19 protein-coding genes are annotated in these 21,682 nt (G+C 65.8%); 13 read left to right on the top strand and 6 right to left on the bottom strand.

Features of this window, described 5'->3' with window-relative positions:
- Positions 1-79 precede the first annotated feature (79 nt).
- The 3 genes from AACI_RS10255 (at position 80) to AACI_RS10245 (ending at position 7,886) form a co-directional block, all read left to right on the top strand.
- The gene (locus AACI_RS10255; protein ID WP_012811352.1) at positions 80-3,589 is read left to right on the top strand and encodes a PD-(D/E)XK nuclease family protein; all 3,510 of its coding nucleotides are present in this window, start codon (positions 80-82) and stop codon (positions 3,587-3,589) included.
- Positions 3,586-7,308: a UvrD-helicase domain-containing protein gene (locus tag AACI_RS10250; RefSeq protein ID WP_012811351.1), complete on the top strand. Its 3,723-nt coding sequence runs from the start codon at positions 3,586-3,588 to the stop codon at positions 7,306-7,308. Before AACI_RS10255 ends, AACI_RS10250 begins: the two co-directional genes overlap by 4 nt.
- Before the next feature lie 86 nt (positions 7,309-7,394).
- Positions 7,395-7,886, top strand: a complete 492-nt coding sequence (locus AACI_RS10245; RefSeq protein ID WP_012811350.1) for a hypothetical protein — start codon at positions 7,395-7,397, stop codon at positions 7,884-7,886.
- An 82-nt stretch (positions 7,887-7,968) separates the two neighbouring features.
- Here the strand turns inward: AACI_RS10245 and AACI_RS10240 are convergent, their stop codons facing one another.
- The 4 genes from AACI_RS10240 to AACI_RS10225 form a co-directional block, all read right to left on the bottom strand.
- A complete protein-coding gene (locus tag AACI_RS10240) occupies positions 7,969-8,856 on the bottom strand; it encodes a C40 family peptidase (RefSeq protein WP_012811349.1) in 888 nt (295 codons plus the stop codon).
- A 162-nt stretch (positions 8,857-9,018) separates the two neighbouring features.
- Positions 9,019-9,909 carry a UTP--glucose-1-phosphate uridylyltransferase GalU gene (galU, locus tag AACI_RS10235; protein WP_012811348.1) on the bottom strand — a complete coding sequence of 297 codons (891 nt, stop codon included), beginning with the start codon at positions 9,907-9,909 and terminating at the stop codon, positions 9,019-9,021.
- 91 nt (positions 9,910-10,000) lie between these two features.
- Positions 10,001-11,245 carry a molybdopterin molybdotransferase MoeA gene (locus tag AACI_RS10230; RefSeq protein WP_012811347.1) on the bottom strand — a complete coding sequence of 415 codons (1,245 nt, stop codon included), beginning with the start codon at positions 11,243-11,245 and terminating at the stop codon, positions 10,001-10,003.
- 11 nt (positions 11,246-11,256) lie between these two features.
- Positions 11,257-12,207 (bottom strand): aldo/keto reductase family protein, encoded by a 951-nt coding sequence (locus tag AACI_RS10225; RefSeq protein WP_012811346.1) that lies wholly within the window; start codon positions 12,205-12,207, stop codon positions 11,257-11,259.
- 128 nt (positions 12,208-12,335) lie between these two features.
- On the opposite strand from AACI_RS10225, the gene AACI_RS10220 reads away from it, so the two are divergent.
- The 4 genes from AACI_RS10220 to AACI_RS10205 all read left to right on the top strand — a co-directional run bounded on the left by AACI_RS10220 (position 12,336) and on the right by AACI_RS10205 (position 15,702).
- Positions 12,336-13,088 (top strand): PIG-L deacetylase family protein, encoded by a 753-nt coding sequence (locus AACI_RS10220; RefSeq protein WP_012811345.1) that lies wholly within the window; start codon positions 12,336-12,338, stop codon positions 13,086-13,088.
- Between the two features lie 15 nt (positions 13,089-13,103).
- Positions 13,104-14,402, top strand: a complete 1,299-nt coding sequence (locus AACI_RS10215) for an MFS transporter (RefSeq protein ID WP_012811344.1) — start codon at positions 13,104-13,106, stop codon at positions 14,400-14,402.
- 180 nt (positions 14,403-14,582) lie between these two features.
- The gene (locus tag AACI_RS10210; RefSeq protein ID WP_012811343.1) at positions 14,583-14,885 is read left to right on the top strand and encodes a hypothetical protein; all 303 of its coding nucleotides are present in this window, start codon (positions 14,583-14,585) and stop codon (positions 14,883-14,885) included.
- Positions 14,886-14,925: 40 nt separating this feature from the next.
- Positions 14,926-15,702 (top strand): SDR family oxidoreductase, encoded by a 777-nt coding sequence (locus AACI_RS10205; protein ID WP_008341482.1) that lies wholly within the window; start codon positions 14,926-14,928, stop codon positions 15,700-15,702.
- On the opposite strand, the gene AACI_RS17120 is transcribed toward AACI_RS10205, so the two are convergent.
- Complete coding sequence (locus AACI_RS17120; protein ID WP_008341481.1) at positions 15,699-15,827, bottom strand: hypothetical protein; 129 nt, start codon at positions 15,825-15,827, stop codon at positions 15,699-15,701. The genes AACI_RS10205 and AACI_RS17120 overlap by 4 nt on opposite strands.
- 131 nt (positions 15,828-15,958) lie before the next feature.
- Between AACI_RS17120 and AACI_RS10200 the strand changes: the two genes are divergently transcribed.
- On the top strand, positions 15,959-16,879 hold the full coding sequence (locus tag AACI_RS10200) for a 3-hydroxyacyl-CoA dehydrogenase family protein (RefSeq protein ID WP_012811342.1): 921 nt from the start codon (positions 15,959-15,961) through the stop codon (positions 16,877-16,879).
- Here the strand turns inward: AACI_RS10200 and AACI_RS10195 are convergent.
- Positions 16,801-18,240 carry a methyltransferase RsmF C-terminal domain-like protein gene (locus AACI_RS10195; protein WP_012811341.1) on the bottom strand — a complete coding sequence of 480 codons (1,440 nt, stop codon included), beginning with the start codon at positions 18,238-18,240 and terminating at the stop codon, positions 16,801-16,803. The genes AACI_RS10200 and AACI_RS10195 overlap by 79 nt on opposite strands.
- Positions 18,241-18,307: 67 nt before the next feature.
- On the opposite strand from AACI_RS10195, the gene queF reads away from it, so the two are divergent.
- The 5 genes from queF (at position 18,308) to AACI_RS10175 (ending at position 21,658) form a co-directional block, all read left to right on the top strand.
- A complete protein-coding gene (gene queF, locus AACI_RS10190; protein ID WP_008341475.1) occupies positions 18,308-18,661 on the top strand; it encodes a preQ(1) synthase in 354 nt (117 codons plus the stop codon).
- Between the two features lie 89 nt (positions 18,662-18,750).
- Positions 18,751-19,842: a YheC/YheD family protein gene (locus AACI_RS10185; RefSeq protein ID WP_012811340.1), complete on the top strand. Its 1,092-nt coding sequence runs from the start codon at positions 18,751-18,753 to the stop codon at positions 19,840-19,842.
- 58 nt (positions 19,843-19,900) lie between these two features.
- Positions 19,901-20,035: a hypothetical protein gene (locus tag AACI_RS17115; RefSeq protein ID WP_012811339.1), complete on the top strand. Its 135-nt coding sequence runs from the start codon at positions 19,901-19,903 to the stop codon at positions 20,033-20,035.
- 221 nt (positions 20,036-20,256) lie between these two features.
- Positions 20,257-20,967, top strand: a complete 711-nt coding sequence (locus tag AACI_RS10180) for a CoA transferase subunit A (protein ID WP_012811338.1) — start codon at positions 20,257-20,259, stop codon at positions 20,965-20,967.
- Between the two features lie 28 nt (positions 20,968-20,995).
- Positions 20,996-21,658: a CoA transferase subunit B gene (locus AACI_RS10175; RefSeq protein WP_012811337.1), complete on the top strand. Its 663-nt coding sequence runs from the start codon at positions 20,996-20,998 to the stop codon at positions 21,656-21,658.
- Positions 21,659-21,682 lie beyond the last annotated feature (24 nt).

Below are 21,682 nucleotides of genomic sequence, written 5' to 3'. Positions count from 1 at the left end.
GTGCCGCATGCGCGAACGGTGACAGCCGCCCAAGCTGGGATCGCGGATGGGCTCAAGGTAGACAGAAGGGATGAAGGCCATGTCCAACCGGGTGGAATGGTGGATCGGAGCTGCGGGGAGTGGGAAATCGTCCCGTGTCGCGGAGGAGATGCGCCGCGCCGCGGAAGCCCAGCCGTTTGGGCCGCCCGTATTCTGGGTGGTGCCCGAGTCGACGGCGTTCGCGGCAGAGACGCTGCTGATGGATCGCGTTCGTGCGGCGTTTCGCGTCGAAGTGGTGACCATGAGGCGACTTGCGGACCGCGTGTGTGCGCACGGCGGGATGGCGAGACCTCGGCTGACGCAGGTGGGGCGGCAGCTGCTGCTGCGCGCGGCGTACGACGAGCTCGAGCCTTCTCTCGGCCCGCTGCGGCGCGCGGTGCGAAATCCGTCCCTTTACCATCACCTTCTGTCCGCATTCGACGAGCTCGCCGCGCACGGGGTTTCCCCGGAACAACTCGGGGCCTTATTGGAGATGTCCGCGGCTCGCTCGGATGAGGTCGAAGACAAGCAGCGGGCGGTGCACCGGTCACTCGTCGGCAAGCTTGGCGACGTGCTGAAGCTGTACGTGAGGTACCGACAACTCGCCGAGGCCGCGGGCTTCGCGGATCCGGCGCTCCTGTACTTGGATGCGGTCCACGCCGCGCCGCACGTCTCCTGGCTCGAAGACGCGTCACTGTATCTCGACGGTTTTCACGCCTTTTCGCCCGCGGAGCGGCAGTTCATCTCGGCGCTTGCGCGGCGCGCCAAGCGGCTGGTCATCACCTGGGAGGACACCGGCCTCGAGGGAGAACGATGGGAGGCGCTGCTCGAGGAGGCGTCGTCGCCGGCCGCGTGGCCGCACCTGTCCGTTTGGGTCGACGCCCACGAGGAGCACTTCTCGAGCGAATCTCAGGCCGTGGCGGCGTATCACCTCCTCGAGTGCGCGCGCGACTTCGCGCAGGTCTCGCTTGATCAGGCGTTTTGCCGCATGCCCATCGGCGCCACCGAGGGCCGATTCGGCGCCTCGCCGCTCGTCTACCTCGAGCGGGCGCTCGCGGGCCACGCGCCTGAACAGCCGATTCGCGGCGTCCGCGTGAGCGCCTTTGGCGATCGCGCCGAGGAGTTGTGTGCGGTCGCTGACGAGATCGCGCACCTTGTGCAACACGAGCGGGTGAGACCGCGCGACATCGCGGTGTGCGTCCCGACGGTCGACGGCATCGGGCGCGATCTCGCCGATGAGCTCGAGGTGCGCGGGGTTCCGGTTTCCATCGACTCGTTTGCAACCCTGGCGGATCACCCCGTCGGGCAACTGTTGCGCGGTGCCATTGGCGCGGTGCGGACCGGGTTCGATCTCGACACCATCGCCGCACTCCTCCGCTGCCCGCTCGTGCCCGTGAAGCGGCGGGAAGCGTTCGACCTGTATCTCCGCGAGCACGGCGTCAGCGGTTTCGCGGCATGGCTGGCCCCAGAGCCGTGGGCCTTTGCCGCTCGCGCTCCGCGTTCGGCGTCCGGCCTTCGCGACGAGGAGGCGGACGAGATCAGGCGGCAGTTGGGCGACGCGCTTCGGCCCGTCATCCAGGCGTTTGCACAACCCACGCTTCGCCTTTTGGAGGCTGCGCGCGCCCTTTGGGAGCTTCTCCAGGCGTTTCGCGTCAAGGACGCTCTCGCGCAATCCGTGGTCCAGGTGGGAGACGACCCCATGGCCGGCGTGATCCACGAGCAGGCGTGGAGCGGGGTGACGGCGCTTCTCGACGATCTCGCCACCCTCGAGCCCGAGATCGCCCTGCCCGCCTACGAGGTGGCCGATCTCGTCCTGGAGTCCATGGCGAGCCTGCGCCTCACGCGCATCCCGAGCGATGTGGACGCGGTGTTCGTGTGCGATTTCGCGCGCGCCGACAACTGGTCCCGCCCGCGGGTGTTCGTCGTGGCAGCGGACGACGCGTCGCTGCCCCCGCGCGTGGAGCCGAGCGGCATCCTGCGCGACGACGAGCGCCTCGCCTTTGCGGAGGTCTTCCTTCGCCCGCTCGGGCGCACTTCGGAGGACGAGCGGCGCGCCCTTGAGTGCATGCCGTACCGGGTGATGACGCGAGCGTCCGAGGCGCTTGTGGTGACGTACGCGGCGAGCGAAGGCGGGATCGAGCGACACCTCGCGCCGGCCTTGGCCTCGCTCGTTGAGCGCGGCCACCTGTCGATCGACGCAGCGCGCGGGGAAGGCGCCGTCCCGGTTCACCCGGTGCAGGCGATGCGGCTTCTCGCAGATGCGCTGAGCCGCGTGCACACCGGGGCGCCGTTCGAGCGGGTGACGCAGGACCCGGTGGTGCAAGACGTGCTGACGTATATGTGGACCGGGGCGGGTGACGTCGCCCGGTTTCAGCGCGTCCTCGCGGGGCTCTGCCATCGCCCGCGGCCGTGGCGACTGCCTGCCGAATGGATTCGGGATCTGTACGGCGACCCCATCCGCGTGAGTGTCAGTCGTCTGGAGACGTACGCCAAGTGTTCTTATCGGCATTTCGCCCAGTATGCGCTCCGGCTGGAGCCGCTCGCGCTTCAGCCGGAGGCGGAGCGGAACGCCGGCACCTGGATCCACGCCGCGGTCCAGTTGGCGACGCAGCGATTGGCGGACGATCACCGGCGTCTTTCTGAACTTGGCCACGAAGAGTTGGAGACGGCCCTTCTCGAGATTGCCCACCAGGCGCTTGAACAGGCAGCTCAAGACACGAAGCTGCAATCCACGCTCGAAAGACCGGATGTGGCGGTCTATGTGGAGGAGCGACGGCGCCACTTCGAATTCGTCGTGCGGGCCATCTGGATGCAGCTCGCGCGCGGACAGATGCGTCCCCTCTGGCTTGAGAAGGAGTTTCGCGATGTCGACATGGGCGCGTGGAATGGGGTCCGCGTGGTGCTCGACGGGCGGATTGACCGCGTCGATCGGCTCGAGCAGGGCGAGCTGGCGCTGTGCGTGTACGATTACAAGTCGTCGGAGACGTCGCTTCACCCGTCCAAGGTGCACCAGGGGCTGCAGCTGCAACTCCTGATGTACGCCGCGATGGCCATGCGCGAGGCGGAGGCTGTCGAAAGAGCGTCCGCGAGGCTGTATGGCGCGTTCTACATGCCGCTCGTGGCAAAGCGAGACGCGCTTGACGTCCCGCCCGATCAGCGCGAGGTTTCAGCGCAACTCAGCGCGTATCGCGCCAGGGGTTTCTTCCTGCGAGACGAGGGCGCCATCCTGCGCGTGAACGAGGACCTCGCGCCTGGCCGAGGCTCCGTGTTGTTCGGCAAACAGTTTCGCACAGACGGCGCCTGGGCAGCGGATGCGACCGCCTGGCGCGAGGACGAGTGGCAGGTGGTGCTCCATCACGTTCAGCGCCGGGCTGAGGAAGCGGCCAAAGCCATCGCCGAGGGCGAGGTGCGCGTGTCGCCGTACCATCTGAGCCACGAGGACAGCGGCTGCACGAACTGCCCCTACAACGCCCTGTGCCACTTCGAGCGCGCGGATCACTTCGACCTGTACCGCGCCGTGCCGAAGCTGAAGTTTGACGACGTGATCGCCGGAGGGGATGCGAACCGATGAGCGTGAACTGGTCGAAGGAACAAGAACGAGCCATCCGGGCGCGTGGGACGAACCTCGTGGTCTCCGCGGGGGCCGGATCGGGCAAGACCGCGGTACTTGCGGAGCGCATCGCGAGCCTCGCGGAGGGGGATCCGAAGTTCCGGATGGACCAGCTGCTCGTGATGACGTTCACGGAGGCGGCCGCGGAAGAGATGCGCGCGCGCATCGTGCGCAGGTTGGCCGAACGCGCCGCCGAGGCGGAGCAGGCAGGCGAATCCGTTAAGGCGCGCCGATTCAGCCGGCTGGCGCATCGCGCGAATGACGCCCAGATCTCGACCATTCACAGCTTTTGTCTCTCTCTCTTGCGCGATCACGCCGTGGAGGCGGGGCTTGTCCCGGGCTTCCGCGTGCTGTCCGGCGAGGAAGACGCCGTCCTGCTTCGCGGGGCGGCCCAGGCGACGCTTGACGAATGGGCGCGCCATCTCGAGCGCGGGCCGCAGCTCTGCACCGCGCTCGCTGCCCTCCGGCTTCACCGGCAGCAGCAGGCGGTGAACGGCGTGCTCGAGTTGTGCCGCGTGGCGCTGAGCCAGGTCGATCCCGGCGGATGGCTCGCCGAGATCGCGCGGCATTACGATGCGGACGGCCTGTGGGCGGGTCCGTTCGCCGAGGCGTTCGCCCGCTGGGCACGCATGAAGGTCGCACGGGCGGTCGAGCACATGCAGAGGGGCCTGGCGGAGCTCGAGCGCATGCGGGCGCCGGAGAAGGTCGTGGCGGGCGCGCTCTCCATCCTCTCGAATCTCAAAGAAGCGCTCGCGCTCCTTTCGACGCCTGGCGCTCCGCTCGATCCCGACCGCCTCGCGCCGCTCGTCCACTGGGAGTCCGCGCGGCTGTCGAAGGAGTACGAGCCGTTCAAGAAGTGGCGGGGAAAGGCAAACGAAGCTATGAAGCTCCTGCGCAAGGTACTCCGCCGCGGGCGCGCCGCGCTCGAGGCCGACGTGCGGGCCATGCGGCCGCACATCGAGGTGTTGACAGGCGTTGCCCGCGACACGCTGGCCCGCGCCCAGTCGCGCCGGCTCGAAGAGAACCGGCTTTCGTTTTCGGACCTGGAGCACCTGGCGCACGAGCTTCTGGCCAAGGACGAAGGGGTTCGCGCCGCGCTTCACGCGAGATACCGGTACGTGTTCGTGGACGAATACCAGGACACGAGCCCGATTCAGGACGCCATCGTCGACGCCGTCGCGCCGCCGGGGGGGCTGTTCCTCGTGGGCGACGTGAAGCAGAGCATCTACGGCTTTCGCATGGCGGAGCCCGGGCTGTTTCTGGCCCGATACCGCAGGTACGCCGAGAAGGACGGCGGCGAGGCCATCGACCTTTCGGCCAACTACCGCAGCCGATCCGGCATCGTCCGCTTTGTCAACTACCTGTTCGGGCAACTATTTCACGCGGACGTCGCAGGGTTCGACTACGCGGACGGGCACGAGATGAAGCCCGAGGCGGCCTATCCAGACGACGATGGCGGGCCGTGTCCCGTCAAGATCAAGCTGTTCTTTTCCGGGGACGCCGGCAACGATCGGGTTGAAGAGACCGAGGAGCCTGAGCGCGCGGACGCGAAGGGGGAGGACGAGGACGAACAGGTGGCCCGCGAAAAACTCGAGATCGAGGCCATGTGGGTCGCGGACCAGATTGCCCGCGCGTTGGAGCGGCAAGAGAGGGTGTACGATCGCGCGGCCAAGGCCTACCGGCCGCTGCGTTACCAGGACGTGGCCATCCTGCTTCGCGCGGGGGGCGAGAATCTGAACACCGTCGTGCAGGTGCTCGCGTCCCGCGGCATCCCTGCGGTGGCGCGCTCGTCAAGCGGATTTTTTCGCGCGATGGAGATCCGCTGGGCCGTTTCCTTGCTCACTGCGCTCGATAACCCGCTCGACAGCCTGGCGCTCGCCGCGGCGTTGAAATCGCCGTTTGTGGGTTTGAGCGACGATGACCTCGCCGCCGCGCGGATCGCATGCCCGCGCGGACCCTTGTGGCACGCGGTGCGGGAGGCCGCGCGAGACACGGAGGGCGCGCGCGACGCACTGCGCCTGGCCGTGGAGCGGTTGGAGCGCTGGCGCGGCCTCGCCCACACGCTGGCACCGGGGGATCTGCTGCGCGAGATCGCCCGTGAGGTCGAGATCGACCTGTATCTCCGCGCCATGCCGCGGGGACTGGCCCGCGCGGCGAACCTCGAGCAACTGATTCGCCTGGCGCAGTCTCACGCGCCTCACGCGGGCGATCTCTACCGTTTTCTCGCCATGGTTCGGGGGCTCGAGGAAGCGGACGTCGATCTCGGCCACGCGCACGGGGCGAGCGCGGACAGCGTGGCGGTCATGACGATTCACGGCTCGAAAGGGCTCGAGTTTCCGCACGTGTACGTGCTCTGCCTCGGCCGCCAGTTTCCGCACAACAAGCGCACCCTCGCGCTGCATCGCCGCCTGGGCATTGGTGCGACGATGTGCGATGTCCAGACGGGCGTGCACTGGCGGACCGTTCCCTCCATCGCCGTGGACCAAGCCAACCTCGAGGCTTCGCGCGCGGAGGAGGCCAGGGTCCTCTACGTCGCGCTCACGCGGGCGAAGGAGCGCCTCGTGCTCGTGGGACACGCGGGCAAAGTGGCGAAGCTCGCGGATGCGGCCGAAGGCCACGACGATGAGGGACGCCTGACGCCCGAGGCCTTCCTCAAAGGGAACTCCTATGCATCCTGGATCCTGCCTGCGCTCATGCGCCATCCCGACGGCGCGTGGCTCAGGAAAGAGGCGGGTGACGCTCGCGCCGCCCTGTTGGATGCGCCCGGCGTTCGGTTCGAGCTCGAGGTCGAGGTGGACGGCAGGCCGCAGGGACAGGAGAGCGGCGAGCCGCGCTCGTCCTTGTTCAAAGCGCCGCTGCCGCCCGCGGAGGAGGTGGAGCGCGAGCTTCGCCGCCTGTGGCAAGGCCCAGCGTGGCGGTATCGCGCTGTGCGGGTCGCGTCGGAGCAGAGAGGATCTCGCGTTTCGCTGCCGAGCAAGCTCACCGCCACCGACATCCGGCGGCTGTTTGCCGAGCGAGAGCTACGGGCGCGCGGCCGCCACGCGGGGTCGGTGCTGGAGGATCCGGCCTTCGTCCGCCAGAGCGGCGCGTCGCCCCGCGAGCGAGGCGTGGCGTTTCACGCGTTCATGCAGCGAGCGCCTATGCAACCTTACGCGAACCCGGATGACGTGAGGCGCGCGGCGCAGGCGCTCTTGGAGCAGGGGCTTCTGGACGAGCGCATGGCGTCCGCACTTGATCCCGACGACGTCCTTGCGTTCTTCGCCTCTCCATTGGGGCGCCGCGTCCTCGCGGCGGGCGAGGTGTACCGCGAGCAGCCGTTCTTCTACCGACTGGATGTGCGCGCGGGTGACGCGCAGGCGCCGGTGGTGGTCCAGGGCGTGATCGACTGCTTGATTCGGGATGCGCGCGGATATGCCGTGATCGACTACAAGACGGATCAGGTGAGGGATGCGTCCGATCTCGACCGGTTGGTGCGGGCATATGAGCCGCAGGTCGCGACATACGCCGCGGCGGTCCGCGAGGCGGTTGGGACGGAGCCGGAGGTGTATCTGTACTTCGTTCACGCGAGAGAAGCTCGTTCGACCATGCCAAGCCCGCTGGGGACCAGGCTGGAGCAATGGGCGCAGCGCCCGACCAGCGGATTCCCCCTTTCACCTGACTTAGGCATGAAGAGGGTGTAGCACCACACATTGATCCTTTTTCCTGCCTCCGATATAGTCAGGAGAGAGCGACAGCTCTCAATCCAGTCGGGGATAGGGGGATATGCATGGCGGCTTCGCCCCAGACGATGGCTTTGGCTCTCGGCATCATCCTGATTTCCTTGGTTGTCGTCGGCGTGCCAATCTACGTCTACGCGTCCATCGTCTTTTATCGGGTGTTGAAGAAGACGGGCGTCAGCAAGCCTTGGGCGGCCTGGATACCGTTCTACAACAGCATCAAGATGCTGAACGCTATCGGCATGCGCGGGTGGTGGATCTTGCTTCCGACTGCCATCTCGCTCGTCGGATTGGCCGTCTCACCTCCGGGGCCAGGCCACACGTTCACGTGGGTGACCATCCTCGCGTCGACGCTTTCGGGCGTCATGTTGGCGGTGTGGTTCGCCAAGCTGTTTCGTGGATTTGGGATCAGCCCCGTCTACGCGTACTTTTACGCGGGCGTCGGCATTCCCGTCCTGAACATCCTCTGCATCATCGTCGTCTTTGTGGGCCTTTCCCTCATCGCTTTCCGGAAGGACGTGGTGTGGTGGGGCGTGCGGTGACGAAAGGGTGCCAGCGCCCTTTCCCCGCATGCGGGGACGCGAAGGGCGGCCGAGGCCAAGTGCCCCGGCCGCCCGTTTGGCTTCAGGGGCCGATCACGTCTCGCGCTCCATAGAAGTGGGAGACATAGTACGGATTTTGAAACACGTTTTGCACAATGACCACGCCTTCGCCGTTGTGGGCGGACGAGGACTCAATCATCGCCCCGTTGCCCGTGTAAATGCCCACGTGCGTCACGTGGTTGGGATACAGCGAAGCGTAACTGTCTGTGTCGGTGAAGAAGAGAAGATCGCCAGGCTGGAGGTTGGATGGGCTGACGGGCGTCCCGACCGTGGCCTGATCGTGCGACTCTCTCGGCAGTTGGATTCCGAAGTGTCCGAAGACATATTCGACGAAACCGGAGCAGTCAAAGCCTGTCTTCGGCGAGTCACCGCCCCAGCAGTACGGCGTGCCAAGGAACGATTTCGCATACGTCAGAATCTCCTGGCGAAGCTGTGCGCGGCTCACCTGGGTCTGTGTGGAGGTGGGCTGACCCGCGCTCGCAGCCGTCCCGCTTGTGTTCGGGGGCGCGGAGGCGGTGCTGTTCGACGCGGGGATGGGCAGGTACAGGGTCTGGCCGACGATGAGATCCAAGGGGTGGATGCCCGGATTCGCTTGCAGGATCGCCGATATCGTGAGGTGGTGCGCCTTGGCGATGAGATAGACGGTGTCGCCCGGCTGAACCGTGTAGGCTGTCGGCAGCGCAACCTTCTGCCCTGCGGCAATCTCGTTCGGATTGGACAGCTGGGGATTGGCGAGTTCCAGGGCCGTGAGCGGCAGGTGATCCGCCTCGGCGATACGATACAGCGTGTCGCCTTGGCGAACCGTGTACGTGGCGGGCTGTTGTTCGGTGGCCGCGAGAACCGTGGCATGGCCAAGCGCGGCGAAGCTGAGCGTCAGGGTGGTGAACATCCAGGCGCTCGGTCGTCTCATGCTCTCCATCCTCTCGAAATCGAAGGTTTTGGACAAATTTCGATTTCGAGGTGGACGCGGAGACTCCTTTATGTAAATGAAACCAGAGAAAAAGCATCCATCACAATTTATCCCAGAACCCATGCGCCGGTCTCTCCCGATCCCGGCGCCAGGCATCCGAACTCAGTAGTTGGCGAGGCGGCTCTGGACGCGATCGTCCATGAGCCACTTGCGCATGGACGCGGCCAGCTTCGGATCTTCCAAACCGAACGCCAGGTTCGCCTTGAGCCAGCCCTCGAGGTTGCCAATGTCGTGTCGCACGCCCTCGAATTGGTACGCGTCGACGAGGCCCATCGCGGCGAGCTTTTGAAGGGCGTCGGTCAGCTGCAGTTCGCCGCCGTGCCCGATGGGTGTCTGCTCGAGCGCGTCAAAGATGGACGGAGGCAGTATGTATCGTCCGAGCACGGCGAAATTCGAAGGCGCCTCGGCCTCATTCGGCTTCTCGATCAGGCGCCTGACGGGGAACGGTTCCGGGCCAACCACGAGGCGCGCGGGCTCGATGATCCCGTACTTCGACACGTCGGCCGCCGGGACGGGCTGCACCCCGAGCAGGGCGCGCTCCGGATCCGTGTATTGCTTCATGAGCTGCCGAACCACGGGCTCATCCGACTGGATGATGTCGTCGCCGAGCAGGACGGCGAACGGCTCTCCGCCCACGAACGACCGCGCGCAGAGAATGGCGTGCCCCAGGCCGAGCGGCGTCTTCTGGCGCACGTAGTGGATGTTGACCAGATCCGAGATGGCCTGCACCTCGGTCAGCATGTTGGACTTGCGGCTTTGCTCCAGGTGCAATTCCAACTCAGGCGACCGGTCGAAATGGTCCTCGATGGCCTTTTTCGCGCGCCCGGTGATGATGAGAATCTCCTCGATCCCCGAGTACACGGCTTCTTCCACGATGTATTGAATGCAAGGCTTGTTCAGGATGGGCAGCATCTCTTTCGGCACGGCCTTGGTGGCCGGAAGCATCCGCGTGCCAAATCCCGCGGCCGGGATGACCGCCTTTCTGACCTTCATATCCTTCACCTCTGCGATGTTTCGCACAAATCGGCCTGTCCTCCATATTTTAGCCATCCTGCAACGCGCGCGCCACGCCTGTATCTGGAAATCAAGCCAAGCCGAGCGACGGCAGCCATCCTCGCGTCCAGGCGACCGAAACGGTCTCGCCTTCGGCAAGGCGGTCCCTGTCCATCCGCGCGATCGCGTTCGTGGACACGAGGCCCGTCAGGCTTCCCGAAGACTGCCTGTCCTCCGCACGAAACACGAGCGTGGCGCCGCGGAGGCGCAGGTGGCCGCGGAGCACGCGCGTATGCTTGACCGGCTTCGCGCGCACCTCGCCTTCGACGAGCGCCGTGAGTGGAAACGGGCGCGCCTCTTTTGCACCCAGCCAGCGCAACACGAACGGCACCACGAGGGCGTGGAACTGCACATAGGCCGCTGCGGGATTTCCCGATAAGCCAAACGCGAATCCGTTCGGCGTGGGCCGCGCAAGGAAGGGCGCGCCCGGCCGCATCCAGATGCGTTCAAAGAGAAGCGGTCTATCTCCCCCGATGGCCTCGAGGGCGTCCCGGGCGTAATCCGCGTCTCCGACAGAGGCGCCGCCCGTCAGGATCAGGAGCTCCGCTGCCGAGGCGAGGTGCTGAGCCGCGCGGGCGATGGCGTCGCGATCGTCTGCCGCATGTTCGACCGCCACAACCGAGACGCCGAGCCTTTCGAGCGTCGATCGAAGGAAGGCGTCGGTGGCAGCGAACACGTGTCCGGGCGGCGGGGGGCCCTCGCCGCGAGGCCCCGTCACCAACTCCGATCCCGTCGACAGAATGGCCGCGGTGAGCGGCCTCCGGCAGATGGATTCGTGGACGCCCGCAGAGCGGAGGACGGCCTGCGTCTGCCCATCGAAAAGCTGGCCGGCCCGGGCGATCACGTCACCGCGCCGCGCGTCGTCGCCCTGAGGTTGCACGGACTCGCCGGCGGGCACGGGGCGGAGCAGGCGAATGGCGTCGCCTTCGACGTCCACCCACTCTTCCCGGACCACTGCGGCGGTCCCCGGCGGGACGGGCGCGCCGGTGCGCACGCGCACGGCTTGCCCCGGCGTCACGGCGACGTCCGCGGCCGCATCGCCCGCGCGCACGTCGGCCACCACCCGGAGCGAGGTATCTGCGCCAAGGTCTTCCGCGTGGATGGCGTACCCGTCCATCATGGAGCGAGAAAACGGCGGCAGATCGACTGCCGCCGCCACGTCATTGGCCAGCCAGCGCGGCTCGGCGGGAACCCATGAGCTCACGGGGACGGTAGGGTGCGCCGGCACATGGCGCTCAAGCCGCGCCCACGCTTCATCGAACGTGACAAGTTTCATACGACTCGCCCTCAGCTTGTCAGCACCTGCTCGATGCGCGCCAGGACGTCTTCGCTCAGCGCGACGCCCGAGGCCTTCGCGTTCTCCTCGACTTGTTCTGGGCGGCTCGCCCCGACGAGCGCGCTTGCCACGTTGGGCAGCCGCAGCGTCCAGGCGAGGGCGAGCTGCGCGAGCGACAGGCCCGCCTCCTTCGCGATGCCCTCGAGCCGCTCGACCTTGTCGAGGATCTCGTCCGTCACTTTCATGAATTGGTTGACGCCCGGCGTCGCGAGGCGAGAGCCCGCCGGAGCGGGCTGGCCCTTGCGGTACTTGCCCGTCAATACGCCCTGCGCGAGCGGGGAGAACACCACCTGGCCGATGCCGGCCGTCTCGCAGATGGGGACGACGGCCGCTTCGATGTACCGCTCGAACATGTTGTAAATGGGCTGGCTGGCCACAAACTTGTGCAGCCCGAGTTCCCGCTGCAGACGCACGCCTTCCGCAATCTTGTCCGCAGGCCACTCGCTGAAGCCCGCATACAGGATCTTGCCCTGCGTGATGAGATCGTCCACCGCTCGCAAGCTCTCCTCGAGATCCGTCTCCGCTTCGTAGCGGTGGAAGTAAAAGATATCGATGTACTCAACCCCGAGCGCCTTCAGGCTCTGGTGGACCTGTTCGACGATGTGTTTCCGGCTCAGCCCGCGGTCATTCGGCCCCTGCCCCACGGGCCAAAACGCTTTCGTCGTGATCACGTAGCTCTCGCGCGGGAAGGGAGCGAGCGCCTCGCGCATGACCTCCTCCGCGGCATGGGGCTTCGCCCCGTACACGTTCGCACAGTCAAAGTGATTGATGCCAAGCTCGTACGCCCTGCGCACGCAGGCGATGGCCTGCTCCCGCTCGGTCACCGTTCCGTACGTCAGCCAACTGCCGAGCGCGATCTCGGACACCTTCAGTCCGCTCTTTCCGAGTCTGCGGTATTTCATGGCGCGGACACCTCCGCCCCCATTGTACTGGCTTTTCCTGCGAAGGCCAAACTGCTTTCTTTCGCACAGGATTTCTCACGTGGGCGTCGAATCCTTGTTACGACACCCCCTCGACAGGGAGGACTCGTATGGATCTACGCGCGTTGCTTGGTTTGAAAGCGCTTGACGACGTGCAGTCTGCGCTGTTTGTCCAGCCACATCCCGATGACAACGAGGTGGGCGCCGGCGGCACGATAGCCAAGCTCGCCGCGAAGGGCTGCCGAGTCGTCGCGGTCACCGTCACCGACGGGCGCTACGGCGCCGTGGGCGCGGTCGATCCCGCAGATCTCGCGCGCCGCAGGCAGGAGGAGCTCGTGGCGGCCTGCACGGCGCTCGGCATCCGGGAACACATCGAACTCGGTTTCGAAGATCTTGGTTCGTACACCGAGGCCGACGTCGTCGAGAAGCTCGTGCCCGTGTTGCTCGACATCCGCCCTGAGGTCGTCGTGACCGTGGATCCTTGGACGCCGTACGAGGCCCATCCCGATCACGTCAAGACCGGGCGCGCCGTGGCGGAATGTGCCATCCGCCTCGCCAGCCTCATCGTGCCGCAAACCCCGCCCGCGTACGTTCCGCTCATGTTTGCGTTTTACGCGAGCGCGTATCCGAATGCGGCTGTCGATGTGACGGATTACTGGCCTACCAAGATCCGAGCCATCGAGGCGCACGAGAGTCAGTTTGCCACGCCCGAATGGCCCGCGCTGAAGGCCTACTTGGAGTTTCAGGCCCGGGAGGCGGCGAAGAGATTCCTTGGAGACGGGGGAGACGGGCGGCTCGCGGAGACGTTTAAGCTGCTGTCGCCTCGCCAACTCCACTTCTTTCCCGACGCCATTTCGAGCTGAAACGGGGGCGTGTCCATGGCGCAAGTTGGCCTCCATCCTTCTGTTCGGCCGCGCCCGTCGGCTGCGAAAAAGACCGCATACGCAGCCAATCAAATCGCCGTCAACATGCTTTGGCAGGCGTTCAACGCCGTGGCGGTGTACGATTACGTGGCCTATCACGGCGTGTCCGCGGTCCGGCTATCGAGCGGCCTCATCGTCTACGGGGTGCTGAACGCCTTGTTCAACCTCGTGGCGGGCCACGTGAGCGACCGCACCAAGACCCGCTTCGGCCGGCGCATTCCGTACGTCGCCGTCGCATCCATCCCGTATGCCGTGTGTTTCGCGCTTTTGTTCTCTCCGCCACACCTCTCGCAGACCGGCCTCGTCGTGTACTTTTTGGCCATGACGTTCTTGTTCGATCTCGCCTTCACCTTCACGGCCCTCAACGCGAACGCGTTGTACCCGGAGATGTACCCAGATCCGCGCGATCGCGCGTACGTGTCGGCGCTTCAGCAGGTCTTTGGCATCGTCGGGCTCATCGCCGGCGTCGCCTTGTCGAAATCGCTTGGGCAGGCCCTCGGCTGGTCGCGCATGGCCTGGATCTTCGCCGCGGTGGCCGTCGCGTCGATGTACGTGTCCCTCTGGGGAAGCTTTGAAACGGGCGATCCCGCCGAACCGTTCGCGTGGCGGGAGGCGCTGCGCGAGACGTTCCGAAATCGCGCGTTCATTTGGTACGTGATCGCGAGCTTCCTCGTCCAGTTCACGACTACGCTCTTCACCACGGCCTCCTCGTTCTACACGTCGTACGTGGTGCGTCTCAGTCCGCTGCAAAACTCGCTCTTTCTCGGCGGAATCTTCGTCGTCGCGATGCCCATCGCGTTTGTGTGGGCTCGCGCCGCGATTCGATACGGCGCTTCGCGGTCGGCCATGGTCGCCATCGCGCTGTACGCGTGCGTCGAGGCGCTCCTTCTCGTCGATCGGTCGCCCACTTCCGTGCTCGTGACCGGGCTTTGCCTCGGCGTCCCCGTCGCGGGCTTCATGGTCCTCTTGAACATGCTCTTGGCCGAGGTGATCGATCTCGACGCGCGCCGCACAGGCCGCCGCCGCGAAGGGATGTATCTGGGCATGAACGGGTGCATCGTGCGACTCGGCCTATCCCTGCAGTACGCCGTGATGGCCATCTTTTTCGCGGTCTCGGGCTATCGGGCGGGCGCCAGCGTCCAACCGACGAGTGCGGTGGAGGGCTTACGGCTGTTGCTCGGCCTCGTCCCTGCACTCTTTCTTGCGGGCGCGTTCCTGTGCATGCGGGTGTACGACCGAACGCGCACGCGATGACGCGGTCGGAGACGATGCCCTTTGGGTTTTAGGGGCTGGCTTCGCCCCCGCAAAACCCGTACAATGAGTGGAAATTGGGTCGAGACATGCGCCTTTTCCTCGCGGCGACCCTTCCGTTTCGTCCATCCCTTTCGCTCTATCGCTGCGTACCGTACAACAAACGCGGCAAAGGAGGGATGGATGGTGGCGGACCTGCGCTCTGTCGCGCGAAATTATATCGGCCGACCGGTCGTCGTGCACACGCACAACGGCGTGCACCGCGGCGTGCTTCATCACATGGACGATCGCGGCCTGTACCTGCGCGTGTATCGCCCAGGCTCGCGCCTGACGGGATTCGACGGCGAAGCCGATATTCGTACGCTCAGTCAAGCGCCGCAATCGCTCGACGTCGAGACGGCGTGGTGGCTCTGGCCGCTCATTTTCATTCCATGGGCTGTGGCTCTGGCACTCGCACCTTGGTGGTGGGGACCCTGGTGGTGGTGAGGGGGCCCCTCCCACCGCACGCTCGAAAGGGGGACAAGCTGTGGCGAAAGTGGTGTTCATCACGTCCGGCGCGAAGGGGCTCGGCCACAGCATGGTGCTCACGCTCGTCAAATCCGGCTGGGACGTGGCGTTTACATACGGGAAGAGTCAGCAGGAAGCGGTGGCGCTCGCGAGACAAGTGGAGACCGCTGGCCGCCGCGCCCTGCCCATCCACTGCGATCTGTTCAGCCGCGATTCGATTCAGGCCGCGGTATCCGCCGCGAAGGGCGCGTTGGGCGGGATCGACGCGGTCGTGCACAACTTCGGCCCCTTCGTGTTTGAGCGCAGGCCGCTCGCGGACTACGACGACGAGATGTGGCGCCAGATGATGGACGGCAACCTGACGAATTTCTTCTGGCTGTACCGAGCGACCGTGCACGACATGCGTGCGCAGCGATTTGGCCGCTTTGTCACCGTCGGGTACGACGGTGCGGGCGAGGCGCGCGGCTGGCGTTTTCGCGCAGCGTACGCGGCGGCCAAATCCGGATTGGCGGCGCTCACGCGGTCCATCGCGCGCGAGGAGCGCATGTACGGCATCACGGCCAACATGGTGTGCCCGGGAGACATCCGCGGCGAGGACAAGATGCGGATGATCGAGGACGTGAAAGACGTGCGGACGGAAGAAGGATTGCGGCCGCCGGTCGGAGAAGACGTAGCCCGCGCGGTGGAGTGGTTCTTGCGGGAGGACAGCCAGGAAGTGAACGGAACGGTCCTCGAGGTCACCGGCGCCCGCGAAATCGTGGCCAAGGACTCCTTCCCGCGCAGGCCCGAACCCTAGGATTTGGGTTCATCGTTGGCGCGATCGCGCTGTTTCAACGAGCGCCTGAGGCCATCGGAGAGGCGCCAGGTGAGGTACGCGGCGAAACAGGCCGCGGCGATCAGATAGGCGGTGCTGTCGCGCATTCAAGGTCCTCCTCCCATTGGGAACGGGTCACGCATCAGCACTTTACAGGTTTCGATTTGCTCGCGCTTCCTATTCAACCAATGCAGCCAAAGGGAACCGCCTGGGCCTGAGGGCGGAAGGAGGAAGGTCGGTGGACGTTCAATCCGTCGGAGTCATCGGGGCGGGCTTCATCGGCCGCGGCGTCGCGATGGCGGCCGCGTTGGGCGGCATGCGGGTGCATCTGTACGATATCAACGAAGAAGTTCTCGAGCGCTCGCTCCTCCACATGGGACAGAGGTTGGCCGCGCGCTCGCGCCACTACGGACTGACGCCTGGCGAGATGGAGGAGGTCCTGCGGCGCATCCGCACGGTGTCTCGGCTTGAGTCCGCCTGCGCCGCCGATCTCGTCGTCGAGGCGATTCCAGAGGACTTCGAGGCCAAGCTGTCCGTGTGGACGGACATTGATCGGTTCGCCCCGAGTCAGGCCGTGTTGGCCACCACCACTTCGACATTCTCCATCACGGAACTCTCCGGCGCGACCTCCCGGCCGGAGTGGTTCCTGGGGCTTCATTTTCCACAGCCTCCTACTTCCTCGCGCGTGGTCGAGGTGGTGCGAGGATATGTCACGTGCGAGGAGGCACACGATCTCGCGCTGCGATTCTGCAAACGCGCGGGGCTCACGCCCATCCAGACCATCGACGTGCCGCCCTTTCTCGTGCAGCGCCTCCTCATCCCGTTCATTCACGAGGGCATACGCGTCCTGCAGGAGGGCGTCGCCAGCGCGAACGACATCGACGAAGCGATGCGCCTCGCGCTTCAACACCCCGTGGGCCCTTTGCAACTGGCGGACCGCATGGGGCTCGATCACGTCCTCGCCATCAGCGAGAAACTCGCGCGCGAGACCGGGGACAGCCGCTATCTCCCACCGCGCCTGTTGCGCCAGATGGTGCGAGCGGGAAAGCTCGGGCGCAAGAGCGGGGAAGGGTTTTACGTCTACGATGACGACGACGCGACGGCCTCCGCGAGCGCGGCGAGCGATTCGACGCGCGTGGAGCGCAGGCCCCTCGGATAGAGATTGTTGAGCCGCCCTGGCGCTCGTTTGGCAAAGCCCAGGTGAAATCCCTCGTGGGCCACGGCGCAAAAGCTGGCCTCGGGGCAAAGTCCGTCCGGCGCCGCGAGTGGCTCACCGGCGAGGTACCGGATGGCGGTCTCCTCGTCGATCTCGACCGTCGCCCGAAAGCCGCCTGGAGGAATGAGGCGCGACGCCGCGTGATGCGGGACGAAGACCTGGCCCTTGCGCTCGGCAAGCGGCGGACCTGGCCGCAGGACGCGCAGCCCTGGCGCGGCGAGATCGCCAAGCGCGTCGGCAAAGACGAGGGTCTTGTGGATGGAGGTTCGCCGCCACGCCGGAGGCACGTCCGTCAAAAGCGATGCCAGCCACGCATCCCACGCTTTGCCCGCAGGCGTGGCCGTCGCGCCTTTGGATCGTCTGCGAGGTTTTTCTGCCACGGGCTCACACAGGCGGAACCGCGCCACGAAGTGCCCCTCGCCACGCCCGACGTGCGGCCAGAGGCGCTTGGCAAGCCTGATGTCCTCGCGATCGGCTGCCCAGTCGGACCGGGCCGGGCGCCACTCAGGCCAGTCCGGCAGCGGCTCCAACTCCACGGGATAGTGGTCGAGCAGCCACAGCACCACCTGCTCATTTTCCAGCGGATTCAGGGTGCAAGTCGAATACACGAGCCGGCCGCCCGGCCTCAGCATGGTGAGCGCGTGATGGAGAATGTCCTTCTGCAGCGCCTGGAATCGTTCAGGCGCATCGGGCCGCCATTCCGCGCGCACGGCCGGATCTTTTCGGAACATGCCTTCGCCGGAGCAAGGCGCGTCGACGACCATGGCGTCGAACGCCTGAGGCCACGCCTCGGCGAGCGCGGCGGGCGATTCGTTGGTGATGGCGCATGGCGCACCCACGCGCTCGGCGTTTTCGGCGAGCGCGAGGACGCGATCGCGGTGGATGTCGTTGGCCACGATCTGCGCCCCGCCGCGGCGCGCCGCCAACAGCGCGGCGTGCGTCGTCTTGCCGCCCGGTGCGGCGCACAGGTCGAGGATCCGCTCGCCCGGCTGCGGATCGAGCGCCACGGCCACTGCCATCGCGGATGGATCTTGCAGGTAAAACGCGCCGGCTTGATGGAGCACTGTGTAGCCGAGCGACGGACCGTGGGCGAGGTAGAACCCGTCCGCCGCCCACGGAACGCCATCGCCTAAGAACGGAGCCAGGCTCTTTGGCAACTCGCCGTGCGGCTTTGCCACGGAGGCGTAACGAAGCCCGCGCCAGGGCTTGTCGGAAAGGGCGGCGACGAGATCTCGGGCCTCGGCGCCCAACCAATGCTCCATCTGCTGCACGAAGGCCTTCGGAATGTCGGGTGGAAAGCGCATCGGTCGATCCTCCTCGCTTGTCCGCGCGCGGTTCGAACGTTAGAATGCCAAAGGGGTGAGATTCTCCATGTTGAACCAGCCGTCGAAAACGCTCGTGACCGTGCCGAATCCGCATCCGGATCGCCGGTACACGGTGGAGATGGAGACGCAGGAGTTCACGACGCTGTGCCCCATGACGGGCCAGCCGGACTTCGCGACCATTTACATTCAGTACGAGCCAGATCAGAAGCTGGTGGAGCTCAAGTCGCTGAAGCTCTACCTGTGGAGCTATCGCAACGAGGCGAGCTACCACGAGGACTGTGTGAACCGCATCCTGAACGATTTCGTGGCCGCCGCAGAGCCGCACTACGCCAAGGTCGTAGGCGACTTCACCATTCGCGGCGGGATTCACACCAAGGTGACCGTAGAATACCGCAAATGACGGGAAAACGCGATCGCGCCCGGGCGATCGCGTTTTTCGCGCGAATCGGGGCCTCTCGCATACCATGAATCGAATGCGAGGGGATTCGCGTGGCGGACCATCAGGAAGAATTGTGGCTCGGCATCGCCACCACGGCGGTGCCGCGGGACGGCCGCCGAAGGTGGCGGCCTGGCGTCCATTACCGACGGATCGCGCGGGCGGCGAGGCGACATGGGTTGCGCGTATGCCTGTTCGATCCCGGCCGACAGGCGGAATGGTCTCGCCTCTCGGCCTTTGTTCCGATGGATTCCAACCGGCCGGACGGCGATTGGGAACCCATGTCGCTCCGATTTCCCGATGTCATCTACGAAAACGTGTATGTGCACCTCGCGGTCAAGGGCTACAGCGCGCCGCTCAGGGCGGAGGCGCGGCGCCGCGGCGTGCCGCTCTTCAATCCGATGCTGCCCGGGAAGTGGCAGATGATCCGCTTTCTCCGGCGGGTCCACCTGGATCATCTCGCGCCGGAGACTGAGGTATTGACGAGCGCTGACGCGCTCTGGCGGGCGCTGGAGCGGTGGCGGATCGTCTACGTCAAGCCGAGCGGAGGGTATGGTGGTGTCAACGTCCATCGCCTCGAGCTTCTAGCGGACGGCCGCGTGCGCGCCCGCGCGGATCGGCGAGGGGGCCGCGTGCGGACGTGGGAGCGCGTGATGGAACGCCGTCATCTAGATGCCTTCGTCCGCTCGCTCCGAGGCCGGTATCTGGTGCAGCGGGGACTTCGCTTGCTTCGGGTGGGCGGGCGCAAGGTCGATTTTCGCGTGGTGCTGCACCGGGATCACCAAGGCGAGTGGCAGCTCATTGGCATTGTGCCGAAGCTGGCCGCGCCGGACGGCGTGGTGACCAACATCATCGCGGGCGGAGAGCGGTGGACGCTTGAGCAGCTGGAGTCCACGGCGAAGCGGGAGGGCAAAGACGTGCCCGTCGACGATCTCGTCCGCGCCGCCAAATCGATTGCCGAAGCTCTGTCCCATCGATATCGGACCATCGGCCTCGTCGGCTTCGACATGGCGGTGGAGGAGGATGGGAGCGTCCGGATGATCGAGATGAATCCGAAGCCCGCTCGGTCGCTCCTGGATCGGCCGATGCTCGAGCGGCTGGCCGCCTGTCAGGCGGGCTTCGCTCGCTGGCTGATACGGCGCTGAAACGCGCACCTCCTCACCACGCCAAAACGGCGTGGTACGATCGGGCCAGGAGGTGTCCATGGAACATCCCATCTCGATGTGGGTGCGGGAGGCCATCGATCGGGTCCGCGCGATCGACATGCACACGCACCTGTTTCCGCCCTCGTGCTGGGCGTGGAGCGTCTCCTTTCAACAAGCGGTGAGATCCGTCTAGGCAGGACGAGCCCGCGGGCTTCGAACGTGGCGTGCGGCCCAGGTCCTGGCCGCACCGCGGTCTTGATGCAACAGAGGGGCATCGCACATGGCTGCGCGGTCGATCCATGCCTGCGTCTCTCGGTCTAGCACGTCTACTCGCGCTTCTGTTAGAATGAAAACGCTTACTCGTTCTGGATGCACCACGGCGCGTCGCGTCTTGGTCGAATGGGAGTGAGGTTTATGCGTTCCAACAAGGTGTACGAGTCGGCGGGGGCCGCAATCGCGGACATTCCCAACGGCGCCACGCTGCTCGTCGGCGGCTTCGGGCTGTGCGGCATTCCCATGGCGCTCATCCAGGCCCTGCGAGATCGGGGCGTGTCCGATCTGGTCTGCGTCAGCAACAACTGCGGCGTGGACGACTGGGGCCTCGGGATCTTGCTTCAGACGCGGCAGATCCGCAAGATGGTCTCCTCGTACGTCGGGGAGAACAAGACGTTCGAGCGCCAGTTTCTGAACGGCGAACTCGAGGTGGAGTTGGTTCCCCAAGGGACGCTGGCCGAGCGCATCCGCGCCGGCGGCGCGGGCATCCCGGCGTTCTACACCGCCACAGGGGTCGGCACCTCCGTCGCCGAGGGCAAGGAAGTGCGGACGTTCGACGGACGCGAGTACGTCCTCGAACGAGCCATCACTGGGGATTTTGCACTCATCAAGGGTTGGAAGGCCGACAAGCTCGGCAACGTCATCTATCACGAGACGGAGCGCAACTTCAATCCGGTCATGGCGACGGCCGCCAAGGTCACCATCGTCGAGGTGGAGGAGCTTGTGGAGCCAGGCGAATTGGATCCCAACTTCATTCATACGCCAAGCATTTACGTGCATCGGATTGTCGTGAATCCGAACCCCATCAAGCGGATCGAGCGGAGAACCGTCCGCCCGCGTCCGCAGGCTTGACGCTGTGCGAAAGAAAGGGTGATGGTGGATGCCGCTCACGCGCGATCAAATCGTCCGGCGGGCCGTTCAAGAAATTCGCGACGGCGACTACGTGAACCTCGGCATTGGCATGCCGACCCTCGCGGCGAACCACCTCGATCCCAGCCGCGGGGTGATGCTTCATTCCGAAAACGGTCTGCTCGGCATCGGCCCCTATCCCTACGAGGGCGAGGAGGATCCGGATCTCATCAACGCGGGCAAGGAGACGGTCACGGCGGTGCCAGGCGCCGCGTTCTTCGACAGCGCCGAGTCGTTCGCCATGGTGCGCGGCGGCCACATCGACATCGCCATCCTCGGCGCCATGGAGGTCTCGGAATTTGGCGATCTCGCCAACTGGATGATCCCCGGCAAGATGGTCAAGGGGATGGGCGGCGCGATGGATCTCGTGCACGGCGCGAAGCGCGTCGTGGTCACGATGGAGCACGTGAATAAGAATGGCGAGCCGAAGATCCTGAAGACCTGCCGCCTGCCGCTCACGGGCCGGAGAGTGGTGCATCGAATCATCACGGACTACGCCGTGATCGACGTGACGGAGCGGGGGCTTCTGCTGCGCGAGGTGGCGCCCGGCCACACCGTCGACGATGTTCAGCGCATCACCGAGCCCGAACTCCACCTTCCGCCCGAAGGCGTTCGAGAGATGGACGTCGAGTGACAACTGGCTACATCGGGAGGGATG

This window comes from Alicyclobacillus acidocaldarius subsp. acidocaldarius DSM 446, assembly GCF_000024285.1.
Classification (GTDB): domain Bacteria; phylum Bacillota; class Bacilli; order Alicyclobacillales; family Alicyclobacillaceae; genus Alicyclobacillus; species Alicyclobacillus acidocaldarius.
Note: the sequence above shows the minus strand (reverse complement) of the source record. Positions and strands in the feature narration are given on the sequence as shown.

What these genes read in the sequence shown, in the direction of transcription:
- AACI_RS10255 (WP_012811352.1), top strand. Translation starts at nt 80, where the DNA reads ATGTCCAACCGGGTGGAATGGTGGATCGGAGCTGCGGGGAGTGGGAAA.
- AACI_RS10250 (WP_012811351.1), top strand. Translation starts at nt 3,586, where the DNA reads ATGAGCGTGAACTGGTCGAAGGAACAAGAACGAGCCATCCGGGCGCGT.
- AACI_RS10245 (WP_012811350.1), top strand. Translation starts at nt 7,395, where the DNA reads ATGGCGGCTTCGCCCCAGACGATGGCTTTGGCTCTCGGCATCATCCTG.
- AACI_RS10240 (WP_012811349.1), bottom strand. Translation starts at nt 8,856, where the DNA reads ATGAGACGACCGAGCGCCTGGATGTTCACCACCCTGACGCTCAGCTTC.
- galU (WP_012811348.1), bottom strand. Translation starts at nt 9,909, where the DNA reads ATGAAGGTCAGAAAGGCGGTCATCCCGGCCGCGGGATTTGGCACGCGG.
- AACI_RS10230 (WP_012811347.1), bottom strand. Translation starts at nt 11,245, where the DNA reads ATGAAACTTGTCACGTTCGATGAAGCGTGGGCGCGGCTTGAGCGCCAT.
- AACI_RS10225 (WP_012811346.1), bottom strand. Translation starts at nt 12,207, where the DNA reads ATGAAATACCGCAGACTCGGAAAGAGCGGACTGAAGGTGTCCGAGATC.
- AACI_RS10220 (WP_012811345.1), top strand. Translation starts at nt 12,336, where the DNA reads ATGGATCTACGCGCGTTGCTTGGTTTGAAAGCGCTTGACGACGTGCAG.
- AACI_RS10215 (WP_012811344.1), top strand. Translation starts at nt 13,104, where the DNA reads ATGGCGCAAGTTGGCCTCCATCCTTCTGTTCGGCCGCGCCCGTCGGCT.
- AACI_RS10210 (WP_012811343.1), top strand. Translation starts at nt 14,583, where the DNA reads ATGGTGGCGGACCTGCGCTCTGTCGCGCGAAATTATATCGGCCGACCG.
- AACI_RS17120 (WP_008341481.1), bottom strand. Translation starts at nt 15,827, where the DNA reads ATGCGCGACAGCACCGCCTATCTGATCGCCGCGGCCTGTTTCGCCGCG.
- AACI_RS10195 (WP_012811341.1), bottom strand. Translation starts at nt 18,240, where the DNA reads ATGCGCTTTCCACCCGACATTCCGAAGGCCTTCGTGCAGCAGATGGAG.
- queF (WP_008341475.1), top strand. Translation starts at nt 18,308, where the DNA reads ATGTTGAACCAGCCGTCGAAAACGCTCGTGACCGTGCCGAATCCGCAT.
- AACI_RS17115 (WP_012811339.1), top strand. Translation starts at nt 19,901, where the DNA reads ATGGAACATCCCATCTCGATGTGGGTGCGGGAGGCCATCGATCGGGTC.
- AACI_RS10180 (WP_012811338.1), top strand. Translation starts at nt 20,257, where the DNA reads ATGCGTTCCAACAAGGTGTACGAGTCGGCGGGGGCCGCAATCGCGGAC.
- AACI_RS10175 (WP_012811337.1), top strand. Translation starts at nt 20,996, where the DNA reads ATGCCGCTCACGCGCGATCAAATCGTCCGGCGGGCCGTTCAAGAAATT.